Consider the following 16,128-nt stretch of genomic DNA (forward strand, 5'->3'; position numbering starts at 1 on the left):
TGCCTTTTTACCAAAAGAAAGAGTTAAAGGAATTATAATTCCTTTAACTCTCCTACTAATTTGGTTATGGTCTGTTTGGCATCACCAAAAAGCATCAAGCAATTATCTGCTCCAAATAGCTCGTTTTCAATACCCGCATAACCTTTACCCATACTTCTTTTAGATACAATCACGGTTTGTGCCTTCTCAACATTCAGAACAGGCATCCCGAAAATTGGGCTATCAGGATTGGTTTTCGCAGCCGGGTTAACAACATCATTTGCACCTACTACAAATACTAAATCTGTGTTGGCAAAATCGTCATTAATTTCATCCATTTCGATTAATTTATCATAAGAGATATTTGCTTCTGCCAACAAAACGTTCATATGGCCGGGCATTCTTCCCGCAACCGGATGGATAGCAAATCGAACATTTATATTCCTTTTCTCACATAGTTCACTTAATTCTCGGATCGCATGCTGTGCTTGAGCGACCGCCATTCCATAACCCGGAACAATGATTAGAGAAGATACTGAATCAAAGATTTGTGCAGCCTCTTCTACTCCTACTTCTTTAACAGCAATTTCTGGTCCGTCAGCTTGGTTTCCACCTCCAGACGTTTGACCAAAGCCACCCAATAAAACATTGATCAAGGAACGGTTCATTGCTTTACACATAATCTGTGTAAGGATAATTCCTGATGCACCTACTAAAGCACCAGCTACTATTAATACATTGTTGTTAAGTACAAAACCTGTAGCACATGCTGCCATTCCTGAATAAGAATTCAGCAAGGAAATAACTACTGGCATATCAGCCCCACCAATAGGGATTACAACCAATACTCCTATAGCCAATGATAGAATTGCCAGAGCAATCATAAAGTTGGGGTTTGCGAAGTCAGTCAATGCAAATATGGAAACAGCAACTGCAGCAATTAGTAAAATCAGATTGATGAGATGTTGTCCGGTAAATGTAATAGCCTTTCCTGAAACCTTACCATTGAGTTTTAAATAGGCAATTAAAGAACCGGTGAAGGTAACTCCACCAATTAAAATACTGATTGCAACGCTAATGCCTGTGATTTGATCAACCTGCAGGCCTTTCTCTTGCGTATTTAACCAGAAATCTGCTAAAGCAACTGCAAGCGAAGCCAAACCCCCAAATCCATTAAATAAGGCAACCATTTCCGGAACCTTAGTCATTTGAACCTTATAGGCGATAATTAAACCAAGAGTAGAACCAATAACTACGCAGATTAAAATATCGACTAAGGTAATAGCCTCGACCTGAATGACAGTAGCAAAAATGGCGAGGAACATGCCTATAGAAGAGAGGAAATTTCCCTTCCTTGCAGTACTGGTGCGGCCAAGCATTTTAATGCCAATAATAAATAAGATAGATGCTGCTAAATAAGCAATTTGTATAAAAATATCCATTACAATAGGTTAGTAGGTTGTTATTATCCCTTTAATTAAAGGTTTATTTCTTTTTGAACATTTTAAGCATCCGGTCTGTAAGAGCATATCCTCCTACAACGTTGATGGTAGCCAAAATTAAAGCAAGCATTCCTAGCCATTTACTGGTAGCCCCATAATCCAATACATTACAGGCAATTATTGCACCTACAATGGTAATCCCAGAAATAGCATTTGAGCCAGACATTAGGGGTGTATGGAGTGTTGGAGGTATTTTATTGATTAATTCAAAACCAACATAGCTGGCTAATACCAAAATGTATAATAAGATAATGAATGATTCTGCAGTCATAAAAGTATGTTTTGGATTTTTATTTAGATAGAATAGACTTTGTAAATTCATGTACAAGCTCACCTTGATGGGTTATCAATGCCCCCTTAGTGATTTCCTCTTCCATTTCCCATTTAAAGCCATCTTTGGTTGCCAGATGCAGTAAAAGCGTGCTTATGTTTGTAGCATAAAGTTGGCTGGCATTGATTGGAAGAAGAGCTGGTAGATTAGACTCACCAATAATAGTAACCCCATGCTTAATGACTGTTTGATTAAACTCCGACAATTCACAATTTCCTCCTGATTCAACAGCCATATCTACAATCACAGATCCTGATTTCATAGATTTAACCATATCTTCTGTCACTAATAATGGAGATTTCTTCCCAATTACCAATGCTGTTGTAATAACAATATCGGCGTCTTTTATTTTATCTTCAACTAGTTTCTTTTGCTTAGCTAAGAAATCAGCAGAAACCTCTTTAGCATAACCTCCTTCAATTTTCACTTCATCCGTGCCTTCAACAACTAAGAAACGACCTCCTAATGACTCAACTTGTTCCTTGGTTTCGGGTCTCACATCAGAAACCTCAACCACTGCGCCCAACCGTTTGGCTGTCGCTATTGCCTGTAATCCGGCAACACCAGCACCAAAAATCAGAACTTTTGCTGGAGTAATGGTTCCTGCTGCGGTCATCATCAAAGGAAATATTTTGCCCAATGAATCTGCGGCCATAATTACGGATTTATAGCCTGCAAGATTTGCTTGTGAGCTTAATGCATCCATTTTTTGAGCTCTTGATATACGAGGAACAGCATCCATTGCAAAGGCAGAAATCTGTTTAGCTTTAAATACTTCTAAAAGATCCTTTTGTGTGTAAGCATATAGTAGCGATATACTTATTGCTCCGGCCTTCATAAGTTCTGCTTCTTCAATAGTAGGAGCATTTATTTTCAGAATAACATCAGCATTACAGACTTCAGATTTAGAAACAATACTTGCTCCGGCAGTTATATAATCATTATCTGAGAACTTCGATTCGCTTCCTGCTCCGTCTTCAACCAGAATTTCAAATTCTTTTTTTATGAGTTGTTTAACTAGTTCCGGAGTAAGGGCCACACGTTTTTCCTTTTCTTTGGATTCTTTTAGTACGCCTAATTTCATTCGATTTTAAGGTTTTATTTTTGGTATTGCTTGTTGTTAACTGCAATTGTATCAAATATATAGGTTTAATTATTAATCTATGCGACAATAATAGAAATTGTGGTGTAGATAACTGTCACGTGCTGTTATGAGATATATCATAATCACCCTTGCAGTTAAATTTGCGATTATTGTTGTACCTTATTTAAGGTTATTGATTGAAAATATTTTTAAGTATTCTTTGATTTGTAGTATAAAGGATTATCTTTGCAGTCCGAAAATATACAGTTATTTTCGATTATAATTGGCCCGTTCGTCTAGGGGTTAGGACGTTAGATTTTCATTCTAGAAACAGGGGTTCGATTCCCCTACGGGCTACTTCAGTTGCAAAAGAGGCAAATTCAGTTTAATTCTGATTTGCCTCTTTTTTATTTTACAATACTTATTCGCTTATCTATCTGAGCAGTTTCATTTCCCCATTCTGCAATGGCTTCCAATATAGGGGTTAACGTTTTTCCAAACTCAGTTAATTCATAATCTACTTTCAATGGTGGTTTGCTTGTATGAACAGTCCGGGAAATTAAACCATCTTGTTCTAGCTCCTTCAGCTGGAGGCTAATTGTGCGTTCGGTTACCATGGGTAGTTCCTTTCTCAATTCATTATATCTCTTTTTTTTGATTAAATGAATAAGGATTACTGCTTTCCATTTTCCTCCTATATATTTCATTGTCAGGCTCGTGCTGCAAGGAAATTGTTTGTTGTCTATACAATACATCTTATACTATCTATTTTGACCGTTATTGCAAAGATAAAATACTATACTTATGTTTGCAACCATAAAAAGTATAGTGTAAATATAATTTAAGAAAAATGAGTTTTTTAGACCTTGCTAAAAGTAGATACACTACGAAAGCATATAATGAGAACGAGAAAATTACTGATGAAAAGCTTAATCAGTTAAAAGAAATTTTACAGTTAAGTCCGTCATCTATCAACAGCCAGCCGTGGAAGTTTATTTTTGTTTCAGATGAAAAAACAAAGCAGGAGTTAGCAAGTGTTTCCTTCTTCAATGAGAAGAAAATCAATGAATCAAGTCATTTGATTGTCTTTAGCGTGATTGACGAAATTGAAAAATTTGAAGAGCAGATTCAGCAGAATTTACCCGAAGGCTCGGTCAACTATTACAATACTTTCGTGAAGCCATTGTCGGAGGCAGAAATCAAATCTTGGCTTAAACATCAGGTTTATCTCTCACTAGGATTTTTCCTTTCGGCTTGTGCAAGTTTAGAAATTGACAGCTCGCCAATGGAAGGCCTTAAAAGTGAAGAGTATGATAAAATACTTGGATTGGAAGGTTATAAAACTTTGTTTGCCGTTGTTATTGGTTACAGGAATCCCAATGATACCAATCAGCCGTCTGTTAAGTTAAAATCTCGATTGCCATTAGAAAAGGTAGTAGAATCAATATAAGGCTATCATAAGAACTTAATATAAGGCTCATCTTAGCGTTCAATATTATCTAAATATATTCTAAATTTGAGAGTAGGTTTTAACTTTGATAGATGAAAGCGATTGTTATAAAAGAGTTCGGAAATGCAGATAAACTGCAACTTGCTGAAGTCAAAAGACCAGAGTGTACAGAAGATCAGCTTCTGATTAAAGTAATGGCAGCAGGTCTTAATCCGGTAGATACAAAAATCAGGTCAGGAAGGCATATATCCTGCAGTACTTTGCAATTACCCGCAATCCTGGGAAAGGATATGAGCGGTATTGTAGAAGTTGTAGGAGGAAATGTAAAAGGATTTAAAGTTGGAGACCCTGTATTCGGATGCATTAACAGCACATATGCAGCTTATGCAGTAGCTAGTCCTGAATTCATTGTAAAAAAACCAGAAAAGATTTCCTTCGAAGTTGCAGCCGCAGTTTCCTTAGCAGGATTGACAGCCTATCAAGCTATTAACGATCATTTAAATGTCTCATCTGGTCAAAGAGTTTTGATCCAATCGGCTGCAGGAGGTGTAGGGCATTTAGCTGTTCAATTTGCTAAATTACAGGGCGCATTTGTATATGGAACCGCCTCTGGAAAAAACATTGAATTTTTAAAAGACCTTGGTGTTGATCAGCCGATCAATTATAAAGAAGAAAGATTTGAAGACATTGCAACTAATATAGATGCTGTAATGGACACTATGGGCGGTGAAATACTATATCGTTCCATTGCACTTGTTAAGCCCGGAGGGAAAGTTGTATGTTTACCATCATCCACAAAAGATGACCCAAAAGCAATAGCGCTTGCTCAGGAAAAAGGTGTAGATTTAATCTGGTTTATGATGCAACCTGAGAAGGGGATTTTACAAACAATCTCAGATTTATTAAATGATGAAAAGTTGAGGGTAGAAATCCAACAGATTTTCCCTATGCAGGAAATTGCCCAAGCTCATCAACTTATCGAAACTCATGGAGTGCGCGGAAAAATTGTTGTTCGATTAGAATGATTAAAGTGCTTCCAAATAGATGTAACAAGCTATCTTGAAACAAAATAAATAAGATGACTTAGGCCCTGTTGTTATTGATTTAGGTCAACAGAAAACAGCCGTTGAATTGTTAAATTTGTTTAACATGAAAAAAATAGGATTTTTATCTTTTGGACATTGGGGAAAGCATCCCTCATACCAAACCAGATCGGCAGGTGATACTTTGCTTCAGTCAATTGATTTAGCTGTTGCTGCCGAAGAGATAGGTTTGGACGGCGCATATTTCAGAGTACATCACTTTGCAGATCAATTGGGGTCACCTTTTCCTTTATTGTCAGCAATCGGTGCTAAAACAAATAAAATAGAGATTGGAACGGGTGTCATTGATATGCGCTATGAAAACCCATTGTATATGGCAGAAAATGCCGGAGCTGCTGATTTAATTTCAGAAGGGCGATTGCAATTGGGCATTAGCAGGGGGTCGCCCGAACAGGTTATCGATGGTTGGCGTTATTTCGGTTATGAGCCGGCGGAAGGAGAAGATGGTGCAGATATGGGACGCCGAAAAGGCTTGGAATTTCTGGATAAGCTGAAGGGTGTTGGGTTTGCACAACCTAACCCTAATCCTATGTTTCCCAACCCACCGGGTCTTCTGCGTTTAGAACCATATTCCGAAGGTTTGCGTGAACGTATTTGGTGGGGCGCTGGCTCCAATGCTACAGCCATTTGGGCTGCAGAAAATGGAATGTATCTGCAAAGTTCTACCTTAAAAGAAGACGAAAGTGATAAGCCTTTTCATGTACAGCAAGCTGAACAAATCAGGTTATACAAAGATGCATGGAAAAAAGCAGGCCACCAACGTGAACCACGTGTATCGGTTAGCCGATCTATTTTTGCATTGGTAAATGAACAAGACCATTATTATTTTGGACAAGAGTCCAATCGTCATGACAAAGTCGGTTTCATTGAAAATAACAAACGAGCAATCTTTGGAAGAAGTTATGCTGCCGAGCCTGATCAGCTTATCGAGGATCTATCAAAAGACGAAGCTATTAAGGAGGCTGATACACTGCTTCTAACTGTGCCAAATACCTTGGGTGTTGATTATAACGTCCATGTGCTGTCTGCCATTCTGGAGCATGTTGCTCCTGGGTTAGGCTGGCGTTGAGAATTGGATTCAAAGCCAGCTTTTCCTCTAAATCGTTCTCATATAAAGTAAATAGCTAGTTAATCGTTAGATAATCAATATAAGTTCCCATTTTTGTGAAAATTCTTGTGGGCACTTATATTGTATTTGAATAATAGCGTAAATATTGAAACGAACTAGCGAAAAGACTAAAGATCAGAAGCTCCAAAGAGGTTTACAGAATAGGCATATTCAGCTAATTGCCCTGGGTGGAGCCATAGGAACCGGATTGTTTCTAGGCATTGGTCCGGCAGCTGTATTAGCCGGCCCTGCGGTAATCGTAGGATATGCATTAGCAGGTATAATCGCTTTTTTTATTATGCGACAGTTAGGTGAGATGGTAGTGGAAGAACCTGTTTCTGGTAGCTTTAGTCATTTTGCCAATAAGTATTGGGGATCCTTCGCCGGCTTTGCTTCTGGTTGGAACTATTGGGTATTATATATCCTGGTAAGTATGTCAGAGCTGACTGCCATTGGTATTTACATACATTTTTGGTGGCCTGAAATCCCACTATGGACATCAAGTCTTTTCTTCTTTATTGTTATTAATGCCCTGAATCTCACTTCCGTTAAAGTGTATGGCGAAGTAGAATTCTGGTTTTCTATTATCAAGGTGATAGCCATTATTGCCATGATCCTTTTCGGGATATATTTGCTTTTTAGTGGTGATGGAGGCGAGCAGGCAAGTATTAGAAACCTATGGAATGATGAAGGATTTTTTCCAAAAGGTTTCTTAAGTGCCGATGGTAAAGGAGGTTTTCAGGGATTGTTTGCCGCAATTGCCTTAATTATGTTTTCATTCGGCGGACTTGAGTTAATTGGAATAACAGCTGCAGAGGCTGAACAGCCTGAAAAAACGATCCCAAAGGCTACTAACCAAGTCATTTACCGAATTTTAATTTTTTATGTTGGCGCGCTTATAATTCTGTTTTCATTATCTCCATGGAGAAATATTACTACAGACAGTAGTCCTTTCGTAATGGTTTTTGAAAGTCTGAAAGGCTTTCAGTTTAGCCTTTTAGGTAAAACGGTATACTTTACGAGTCTGATTGCTAACGTGCTTAATATTATTGTATTGACAGCAGCCCTATCTGTTTATAACAGTTGTGTATACAGTAACAGCAGGATGCTATTTGGATTGGCAGAACAGGGCAATGCACCCTCTTTTCTATCAAAGTTGAATAAGAACTCTGCACCTATAAATGCAATTCTAATATCAAGTTTATTTGCGGCGATATGTATTGTAATCAATAAGATAATGCCGGAAAGAGCATTGGAGGTTTTGATGTCACTGGTAGTATCTTCGCTAATTATCAATTGGTTAATGATTAGCATTACGCATTTAAAATTTAAAAGAAATAAAGAAGCAAATCAGATTAAAACCAAGTTTCCTTCTTATATCTATCCTCTTTCGAACTATATATGCCTCGTATTTTTGGTGGGTATTCTGGTGATTATGTGGATAACAGGGTTGAAAATATCAGTTGAACTGATTCCCGGATGGATTTTATTACTCTATGTTTGTTATCGCATCGTTAAAAAAAGGAAAGGTAAGAACAATAGAGTAAGCTATACATCCTGAGGTTCCTCTACCTCAGTAACTTCTTTTACTGGTTTCCTTTTATTGGTAAACAGCTTCATAATAACCGGTGCTGTTGCCAAGATAACAATCCCCATGATAACATATTCCAGGTTACGTTGCACCCAAGGATTCTCACCAACTAAGTAGCCAAGTGTTACCAAACTTCCAACCCATATAATAGCACCTATAATATTATAAAAGGCAAATTTTCTAAAATCCATTACTACAATACCGGCCACAATTGGAGCGAATGTACGTACGATGGGAAGGAACCGAGCTAAAATAATTGCACCTCCTCCTCGCTTCTCATAAAATTCCTGAGCTTTATAAATATATTCCTTCTTGAAAAGCCAGTTGTCTTTCATCTTTAGCAAACGATGACCAAAGTACTTACCACACCAATAGCCTACAAAATTACCCAGTACAGCAGCTGCTGAAATTAAAATTATCCAATATAGAAGTGTCAGTACAGGATTGCTGGCTCCAAGCGATGTGTTGGCGATAATAACACCTGATATAAAAAGAATGGGGTCACCTGGTAAAAAGAAACCTATTAGAATTCCTGTTTCAGCAAAGACAATAAATAACAGCAGATAAAGACCGCCATGAGTTACGATCCAATCAGGATCAGTTAGGTTATTGAAAAACTCTAAAAATACTTCCACAAAATCGTTCTGATATTCAGCTGCAAAGGAACGAACAAAAAATGGAAACATATTGTAAAAATCGAGCTATATAAACAAAAATTAATCTTATTCCTGATAGCTACTGCATTGATTTTATCTGGAAAGATTATACCTTATTCCCAAGAATCCTCTTATTCCCTGATTAGGACCATAAACGTAGGAAGGGTCAAAGGTTAGTCCGAAAGGGTTATCAGGTGTTATCATTGCTAGGCCATTTGTATCAAGCTGAACGTTTTTATCGAACGGATCATTTGAACGGGCAATAATAAATGGGTTACCTTTGTTAGGAGTCCAGTTTAGCAAATTTTTTACACCGCCATAGATCTCAAATTCTTTTTTTAATATCTTGGTGAGTTGTATATTCTGAATGCTCCACCAAGGAGAGTATTCCTTTCTTGGATCTTGTTCGCTTAACAGAGGTAAACGCATTGGCCCATAGAGGTTGCCGGTGTAGTCAATCGTAAGTCCCAGTTTTTTAATTGTATACCCTGCATTCCATACGCCTGTGAATTTCTCAGTAAACAGCTGATTTGTTTTTATATTTTTTTCTTTGCTATATACATCCATTACTGTACCTCCAAATAATATTTCTAACCCGTTTGTAAATGCGATGTTAATATTTAAAGCGAAACCTTTTGAAACAGCATGCCCTTCCAAGTTGTCATAAATAATTTTGTTCGGATCTGCATCATAGTCAGCGATGATCTTATTTTTAAAATAAGTATAGAATGAAGTCGCATCTAAGCCAATAAAAGAATTTCCAACAAATATTTTCTTTATAAGATTAACATTTGCATTCCAGGAAGTTTCTGGTTTGAGCTCATTGTTAAAAGTCACTTCACGCGCTCCAGTTAAAGCAGCATGATCTTCTGTGAAGACATTGGCTACCCGGTATCCATTTCCAAAGCTTAAGCGAACAACATTGTTTTTATCCGCAGAATTCCATTTGTAATTGAATCGGGGAGTCAGTATACTGCCATGAATAGAGTTATAATCGTATCTTAATCCCAATAAAATCTTATTGTTGGTATCTAATGCAATTTCATCTTGTATAAAAGTACCTGGCAGTTTCGTATGAGTAGCTTTATTTTTAGCCGGATTAACAAAACCTGCAGTAGCAGATGTATTATCATCATAATAAGTATAGCGATAAGCAAGACCAGACGTAACATCATGATTACCCATTTCTCTATTCCATGTTAACTGGCCAAAGCCGATATATTGATCTGCCATATATGGGATATTTCCATAATAACTGTTTTGATTATGTCCGTTTGTACTGAATGAAAACACCAGGTTCTCTTTAAAGGGCAATTGATAGTTTCCGAATAGTTCCCATCTTTTTGTGTAAATGCTCTCACCATACACTTCTTCGCTACCTCTGTATTTCTTTGACCAGTTCAACTCTCCTCCCCACCTGTCTTCATATACATATCTTGCTGCAAAGGAAAAAAGACGATCTTCTTTTCTTTTAAAGCTCCATTTATTGAAAATTGAAAAACGATTTTGCAAGGTAACGTCAGTAAAATTATCTTTATTATTATCGATTGGCTGCTGATAATTAAAATAGTTCAATCCTACTAAAGACTGTGCCTTTTCCCCTGCATTGAATTTCGCAGATAGATCTGTATTAACCTCCGCCCAACCAGTTGCAAAGATATCAACCGAGAAAAGCGGTGCGTTCAGGGGTTTCTTCGTAATGATATTAATCAATCCACCTACAGCCTCGCTTCCATATAGCATAGAAGCTGGCCCTTTTACAATCTCTACACGGTCAATAAGTGACTGAGGGATGCCGCTTAAGCCATAAACAGTAGAAAGCCCACTAATTATGGGCATCCCGTCTATAAGAATCATTGTATAGGGCCCTTCCAATCCATTGATATGAATATCGCCGGTATTACAGATATTACAATTCAAATGCGGCCGTACACCATTTATATTTTGAAGCGCCTCGAATATTGAGGGGGTAGGGTTAGCATTAAAAAAACTAGAAGTATAGACTTCAACAGGAACGGGGCTGTCAAGCTTAATTACCTCTTTCAGTGTTCCTGAGATAACTACTTCATTTAAATCACCTTTCTTTTCAGCGTCACCTTTTCTGCCTGTTTCTTCTGATTGTGCAATAGTTTGCAGGCATGAAAATGTGATCGAACAAGTCAAAAAAAGCACTTTGATTTTTTTCATAATATAGTTGTCTGATATTTTGCAAGAATGCATATGTTATGTTGTGCAAATATAATAAGTTAGATTCAACTAACATAATTATTTAGTATAACTTGCATCTTTAAGAAATGTTTATCTTCAGTCATGTTTTTGAGATATCAATATTGAGATTATAAAATTTAACCTACCTTTAGGCACCGAATTTAAACCCATTATCCTCATGCATAAAGTATTATTATTATGCCTCTAATTCGATATATCGATAATATGATTGTCAACGTGGCAAGTCGCGAAACAAACCCAATAGATCAAGCGCGTGTTAGAATACTTATATACATTATATTCTCTTACATGCTTTTTACGGGGATATTAATGGTTGCATACTTCATTGACTGGAATTTCCTGCATTTGATAAGAGTATCCCTAATTTTTTCATCTGCTTTTGCTTTATTTGCTTTTATTCGGTATACCAAAGGCTGGAAACTGATCTCGCATTTTGTAGTTTTCACGGTAACCTTGTGTGTGTGGAGCAATGTATTGATCTATGTACAGGGAATTAATGTGGCTACTTTACAATACGTTTGGCTTGCGATTGCGCTAAGCTTTTATATGCATGGGTTAAAGTGGGGCTGGTTCTATTCTATAGTTAATCTGTTCCCTGTACTTGTGTTCACTTATATAGAATATAGTGAGTATAGTTATATAATCGGCAGTTTACATTCATTTTATGATGCACGTCCTGTTAACCAGTCCGTATATCTCTTTGTACTTAGCTATGATTTTCTTGTTATTATTTTTCTTCATCATTATTTCTTTAGAACCTTTAATCGCAACATCGTTAATCTTACCCAAACAAAGAATGAGCTGAATGATTTGAATGAGAAATTAAATGAAACCTTAGTTGATGTTAGCAAGCTGTCAAATGCTAGGATGGACTTTCTATCTACAATGTCACATGAATTGCGGACACCATTAAATGGAGTAATAGGAATTTCAAATGCTCTTTTATCTCAGAATCCAAGAGCCGATCAGAAAGAGAATCTGGCAATTCTTGGATTTTCCGCCGAGAATCTGTTGTCACTCATAAATGATATCCTTGATTTTAACAAATTAGATTTAGATAAGGTAGAATTAGAGCATATTCCATTTAATCTTGCTACCCTTATTAGAAATAATTGTTCGAGCTTGAAAATGAAGACAGAAGAAAAAATGTTGGATTTCAATGTGTCTCTTTCTAAGGATATTGAAGATAAAATAGTTATCAGCGATCCTACACGATTAACTCAAGTGTTACTCAATCTCCTGAATAATGCTATAAAGTTTACAGAAAAAGGTTTTATAAGTCTGGAGGTCTATGTAATAAAGAAAGATAGCAATAAAATGACTGTTCGTTTTATTATAGGAGATACAGGGGTTGGTATTGAGCCAAATAAACAAGAGCATATATTTGAGGCATTTTCTCAGGCATCATCAAGCACAAACAGAAACTATGGAGGTACAGGTTTGGGTCTCCCTATTGTTAAAAAAGTTTTAAGTATGTTTAATACCCATGTTGAACTCGTGAGTATACCCAATGAGGGCTCGAAATTTTTCTTTGATATTGAGTTCAATTATGAAATAGATAATAAAGCAACAGTTCTAAAGCCAGAAATTGAGAAAAATGGATTGAAAAATCTTAAAGTTTTGGTAGCTGAAGATAATGCGATCAATATATTGGTAATTAAAAAAACGCTCGAACAATGGGATATTGAGCCAGAAATTGCAGAAAACGGTATCGTAGCATTGCAAAAGTTAGAAGAAACAAACTATAGCGTGATATTGATGGATTTGTATATGCCAAATATGGATGGTTACGAGGCCACAACATTAATACGGAAAATGGCCGACAAGACAAAAGCCAATACAACCATCATTGCTTTAACAGCTACGGTTAATGATAATATAATTGAGAGAGTAACCCAGGTTGGTATGAACGACTACCTATCAAAGCCATTTCATCCAGAACATTTATTTGAAAAGTTACAAAAACTATCGTTAGAAAAGGCTTATAGCTAACAAGGTATTAACAAATGTAGCTTTTGGAAAACAGCTAAAAACATAAACAAATGCAATATACTTATTTTAAAAAAGCATTAATCTGTGCTTTAACAGTTCTTCTTTCAATTAGTGTAAGAGCTCAGGAAGCACAACTGCTTACGAATACTGCAACGGCAAATAAAAAGAATTATTGGAATAATAATTTTTCTGTTTCTAACAACTTTCTTAAAGAGTCAATCGTTCAGGACAGCACTCATATAAAGATTGTTTATTTTGGTTCTTCGGTTCCATACGGACAAGGTGCAACAAATCTTAGGGGTTATACCAGCTTATTTTCAGATATTCTCAAGAATAGGATATCAACTAGCGGAAGTGTATGGGAAACATCCAATATAAGTATAGGGGGAGACAATACTATAAAAGTATTAAAGAGGTATGAAGCAGATCTTTTGCCTCAAAAGGGCAAATATGTCATTTTTGCATTAGCTTTGGGTAACGAGGGGATTCATGAACAAGGACAACCGATGTTTGATCAGTTTAAAAAGAACATGAAGGTTCTGATTGATAAGGCAAGATCAGATGGTTATACTCCAATCGTAACCAATAGCTATACCCGTAATGACTATAATGAAAAAGATTATAGCTTTATAAAAAAGATGAATCTATTGATCCATGAATGGAATGTTCCAAGCATCAATCTACTTGGTGCAGTGGATGATCTTTCTGGTCACTGGATGGATGGATACTGGGCAGATGCGGCACATCCTAATGATGCCGGGCATGCAGAAATGTCTTATACCATTGTTCCTTCTTTGTTTGATGCTCTTGAAAGCAAGAAACCAATGCCTGAAAGCGTAAAAGGATCGTATATTAAGGCAGAAAGAAATAAGTATATAGCATTTACTCCTGAAAATGTTGTGCATCCATTTACAACCTCCATCAGTTTTAAAACAAAAGGTCAGGGAACATTATTGGAGATTGATGATGTCACAGAAGCAGGTAAGGTGTCCATTAATAACGATGGTCACCTTGTTTATTCATCAGCGAAATTGGGTGTTATTATCGGGGCTACTAAGGTTAATGATAACAAATGGCATAAGTTAACCCTTACTCATTATTATGCCAAAGGCGTTACCATGCTCTATGCTGATAGTACTCTGCAAGGAACATTAGAAGAGAAGCTTGTAACAACCGGCGTTAAGATCGGGGGAGCCAACATTCCCCAAAAGCTGCCTTATAAAAACTGGCTGTTCTATCGTTCAGCTATGAACGCAGAAGAAGTTGCTTATCTAGCAAAAGATTCCTTATTAAAATCAAGCCTTGAATTATATGCACCATTGGATGGAAAGAAAGTAAGTGTTTCAGATCCACTGGTTAATCTAGCACAAAGCATGAATACCATTAGAGAAATCAACAGCATGGATTCTGCTTCGAATTAAAATAGCCTTATTATTCTATTCTCGACAAGAGAAAGTCTAAACCTTCTTTACCAGGAAGTTCTCCAACCATAGAGTGCTCGTTAAAAATCATAACGATACCATCTTTTGCTTTATAAGCTGGCCAAAGTGGAAGCCATTCACCATTAGGATTACCAGTTTTAGCAAAGTTTGCCCAATAAGAAGACATCAGTTCTGCCAGTTCATAGTCTGCAGGCTGTAAAGGCCGATTCAAAAATTTAAGTGTATTTAACACATAGGGGACTTCTGCTGTATGAAAAGCACCGTATTTTTCAAAAGCAGGAGTGGCAGGCACTTTTCTTTCAAAATAATAAAGATAAATCGGATTCTTTGCCTGACTGCTTTGTATAGCGCCCCATTTATAACCAGATAAAGCGAATGTCTGATCGCGACTGATTTTAATATCTGAGACTCCCGCTTCTTCATCTGAATTAGCCGGATAATGTTTTAAAAATTCCGCAGCGTCTGCACCATATTGATCTTGAGCTCTTTCAATAAAATCTTCCTTCTTCATCACCCCAGATGCAAAAGAATCATCTGCATTCCAACCTGTGATTACGGGAACTTGATTTTGCTTCCCTTCAGCAAATATTTTCGATATAGGCTCTGGCAATACATAACCATCTTCTATCACCGAGAAACGGCCTTGAAGTTTTTGTACCGCTTCTGCCGGCATCTCTCGTAATTGTTTTAGTGTAAGAGAATTTGCGTCTGTCAGCTTCTTGCCTTGCTCTTCAGCACTTTTTAATGCCTGCAGATTGCTTACTAAAAATGATCCGCTTTCTGAGATAGCTTTGGCAAATAAACCTTTTGCCAGAGGCGATGCAACCAAAGCATTAACACTCATAGAACCAGCAGATTGTCCGGCAATAGTTACATTGCTCGGATCTCCACCAAAGGCTTCAATATTTTGCTTTATCCACTTTAACGCTGCAATTTGATCAAGTAAGCCATAATTGCCGGACGCATGATTCGGCGACTCAGCTGTTAGTTCGGGATGCGCCAGGAACCCAAGAATACCTACTCGGTAATTGATGGAAACAAAAATTACGCCTTTCTTAGCCATCTCTTCTCCATCGTAAATTGGTACTCCGCTACCACCGCTTGAAAAACCGCCACCATAAATCCAAACCAATACCGGCCGCTTATCTTGCTTTGTTTTCGCATTGGTCCATATATTCAGATACAAGCAGTCTTCATCAATCGGTGTTTCGGGAATTAGAAACTCCGGGGTATAAACGCCAAACGGAACAGGCTTGCCTTGGATAGGACTTGCACCAAACTTATCTGCTACCATAATGCCCTGCCAAGATTTTGCAGGCTGAGGTGCTTTCCATCGAAGATCCCCAATTGGCGCCGCTGCATAGGGGATTCCTTTAAAAGAGAGAACATCGCCCGTATCGTTTTTAATACCTGAAACTAAGCCGGATACCGTTTGAACGAGGTCTAAGCCGTCTTGTTTAAGTTTTATTAAAGTAAAAGCAGAGCTTAAAATAAGGATACTTACAATCGCAATTTTAAATATAATCGATTTAGGTTTTTTCATAAAGGTAGAGTTTACAGCTAAAATTAATAATTATTACGGACGATTCTAACATTAGGTGTGCAAGCTTAATCTAAGATTGATAATTATTTAATATATCAGGGAATTAATCTGCTGACCT

At 37.1% G+C, this 16,128-nt stretch carries 13 protein-coding genes and 1 tRNA gene; 7 read left to right on the forward strand and 7 right to left on the reverse strand.

Translation table 11 applies throughout. The features are described from left to right. Window positions 1-32: 32 nt before the first annotated feature. From VL047_RS12535 to VL047_RS12545, 3 genes are read right to left on the reverse strand one after another with little or no spacing between them, the layout of a single operon-like run. Complete coding sequence (locus tag VL047_RS12535) at window positions 33-1,421, reverse strand: NAD(P)(+) transhydrogenase (Re/Si-specific) subunit beta (RefSeq protein WP_325361054.1); 1,389 nt, start codon at window positions 1,419-1,421, stop codon at window positions 33-35. A gap of 43 nt (window positions 1,422-1,464) precedes the next feature. Continuing rightward, window positions 1,465-1,752 carry an NAD(P) transhydrogenase subunit alpha gene (locus VL047_RS12540; RefSeq protein ID WP_325361055.1) on the reverse strand — a complete coding sequence of 96 codons (288 nt, stop codon included), beginning with the start codon at window positions 1,750-1,752 and terminating at the stop codon, window positions 1,465-1,467. A 19-nt stretch (window positions 1,753-1,771) separates the two neighbouring features. Beyond that, the gene (locus tag VL047_RS12545; protein ID WP_325361057.1) at window positions 1,772-2,896 is read right to left on the reverse strand and encodes a Re/Si-specific NAD(P)(+) transhydrogenase subunit alpha; all 1,125 of its coding nucleotides are present in this window, start codon (window positions 2,894-2,896) and stop codon (window positions 1,772-1,774) included. A 285-nt stretch (window positions 2,897-3,181) separates the two neighbouring features. Here VL047_RS12545 and VL047_RS12550 point away from each other — a divergent pair. After that, window positions 3,182-3,253, forward strand: a tRNA-Glu gene (locus tag VL047_RS12550). Window positions 3,254-3,303: 50 nt separating this feature from the next. On the opposite strand, the gene VL047_RS12555 is transcribed toward VL047_RS12550, so the two are convergent. Continuing rightward, window positions 3,304-3,603: a winged helix-turn-helix transcriptional regulator gene (locus VL047_RS12555; RefSeq protein ID WP_325361059.1), complete on the reverse strand. Its 300-nt coding sequence runs from the start codon at window positions 3,601-3,603 to the stop codon at window positions 3,304-3,306. Window positions 3,604-3,746: 143 nt separating this feature from the next. On the opposite strand from VL047_RS12555, the gene VL047_RS12560 reads away from it, so the two are divergent. From VL047_RS12560 to VL047_RS12575, 4 genes are all read left to right on the forward strand, one after another. Then, the gene (locus VL047_RS12560; RefSeq protein ID WP_325361061.1) at window positions 3,747-4,346 is read left to right on the forward strand and encodes a nitroreductase family protein; all 600 of its coding nucleotides are present in this window, start codon (window positions 3,747-3,749) and stop codon (window positions 4,344-4,346) included. A gap of 92 nt (window positions 4,347-4,438) precedes the next feature. Next, window positions 4,439-5,371, forward strand: a complete 933-nt coding sequence (locus VL047_RS12565; protein ID WP_325361063.1) for an NADP-dependent oxidoreductase — start codon at window positions 4,439-4,441, stop codon at window positions 5,369-5,371. 124 nt (window positions 5,372-5,495) lie between these two features. Beyond that, window positions 5,496-6,518, forward strand: a complete 1,023-nt coding sequence (locus VL047_RS12570) for an LLM class flavin-dependent oxidoreductase (RefSeq protein WP_325361065.1) — start codon at window positions 5,496-5,498, stop codon at window positions 6,516-6,518. A 145-nt stretch (window positions 6,519-6,663) separates the two neighbouring features. Beyond that, window positions 6,664-8,118 carry an amino acid permease gene (locus tag VL047_RS12575; protein ID WP_325361067.1) on the forward strand — a complete coding sequence of 485 codons (1,455 nt, stop codon included), beginning with the start codon at window positions 6,664-6,666 and terminating at the stop codon, window positions 8,116-8,118. Here VL047_RS12575 and VL047_RS12580 read toward each other — a convergent pair. Together VL047_RS12580 and VL047_RS12585 are read right to left on the reverse strand one after the other, a co-directional pair. Continuing rightward, a complete protein-coding gene (locus VL047_RS12580; protein ID WP_325361069.1) occupies window positions 8,106-8,834 on the reverse strand; it encodes a DedA family protein in 729 nt (242 codons plus the stop codon). The two genes, VL047_RS12575 and VL047_RS12580, sit on opposite strands and share 13 nt — an antisense overlap. Window positions 8,835-8,897: 63 nt before the next feature. Next, on the reverse strand, window positions 8,898-10,991 hold the full coding sequence (locus tag VL047_RS12585) for a TonB-dependent receptor plug domain-containing protein (RefSeq protein ID WP_325361071.1): 2,094 nt from the start codon (window positions 10,989-10,991) through the stop codon (window positions 8,898-8,900). Window positions 10,992-11,210: 219 nt separating this feature from the next. Here VL047_RS12585 and VL047_RS12590 point away from each other — a divergent pair, with 219 nt between their 5' ends. Then, window positions 11,211-13,025 carry a response regulator gene (locus VL047_RS12590; protein ID WP_325361073.1) on the forward strand — a complete coding sequence of 605 codons (1,815 nt, stop codon included), beginning with the start codon at window positions 11,211-11,213 and terminating at the stop codon, window positions 13,023-13,025. 50 nt (window positions 13,026-13,075) lie between these two features. Next, on the forward strand, window positions 13,076-14,446 hold the full coding sequence (locus VL047_RS12595; RefSeq protein ID WP_325361075.1) for a GDSL-type esterase/lipase family protein: 1,371 nt from the start codon (window positions 13,076-13,078) through the stop codon (window positions 14,444-14,446). A gap of 10 nt (window positions 14,447-14,456) precedes the next feature. Here VL047_RS12595 and VL047_RS12600 read toward each other — a convergent pair whose 3' ends face one another. Beyond that, window positions 14,457-16,010, reverse strand: coding sequence for a carboxylesterase/lipase family protein (locus tag VL047_RS12600; protein ID WP_325361077.1), 1,554 nt, complete (start codon window positions 16,008-16,010; stop codon window positions 14,457-14,459). Window positions 16,011-16,128: the final 118 nt, after the last annotated feature.

Source organism: Albibacterium sp., assembly GCF_035514885.1.
GTDB lineage: Bacteria > Bacteroidota > Bacteroidia > Sphingobacteriales > Sphingobacteriaceae > Albibacterium.

Excerpts from the sequence above, each read along its gene's own strand:
- VL047_RS12535 (WP_325361054.1), bottom strand. The coding sequence starts at position 1,421 with ATGGATATTTTTATACAAATTGCTTATTTAGCAGCATCTATCTTATTT.
- VL047_RS12545 (WP_325361057.1), bottom strand. The coding sequence starts at position 2,896 with ATGAAATTAGGCGTACTAAAAGAATCCAAAGAAAAGGAAAAACGTGTG.
- VL047_RS12560 (WP_325361061.1), top strand. The coding sequence starts at position 3,747 with ATGAGTTTTTTAGACCTTGCTAAAAGTAGATACACTACGAAAGCATAT.
- VL047_RS12595 (WP_325361075.1), top strand. The coding sequence starts at position 13,076 with ATGCAATATACTTATTTTAAAAAAGCATTAATCTGTGCTTTAACAGTT.
- VL047_RS12540 (WP_325361055.1), bottom strand. The coding sequence starts at position 1,752 with ATGACTGCAGAATCATTCATTATCTTATTATACATTTTGGTATTAGCC.
- VL047_RS12600 (WP_325361077.1), bottom strand. The coding sequence starts at position 16,010 with ATGAAAAAACCTAAATCGATTATATTTAAAATTGCGATTGTAAGTATC.
- VL047_RS12570 (WP_325361065.1), top strand. The coding sequence starts at position 5,496 with ATGAAAAAAATAGGATTTTTATCTTTTGGACATTGGGGAAAGCATCCC.
- VL047_RS12565 (WP_325361063.1), top strand. The coding sequence starts at position 4,439 with ATGAAAGCGATTGTTATAAAAGAGTTCGGAAATGCAGATAAACTGCAA.
- VL047_RS12590 (WP_325361073.1), top strand. The coding sequence starts at position 11,211 with ATGCCTCTAATTCGATATATCGATAATATGATTGTCAACGTGGCAAGT.
- VL047_RS12585 (WP_325361071.1), bottom strand. The coding sequence starts at position 10,991 with ATGAAAAAAATCAAAGTGCTTTTTTTGACTTGTTCGATCACATTTTCA.
- VL047_RS12555 (WP_325361059.1), bottom strand. The coding sequence starts at position 3,603 with ATGAAATATATAGGAGGAAAATGGAAAGCAGTAATCCTTATTCATTTA.
- VL047_RS12580 (WP_325361069.1), bottom strand. The coding sequence starts at position 8,834 with ATGTTTCCATTTTTTGTTCGTTCCTTTGCAGCTGAATATCAGAACGAT.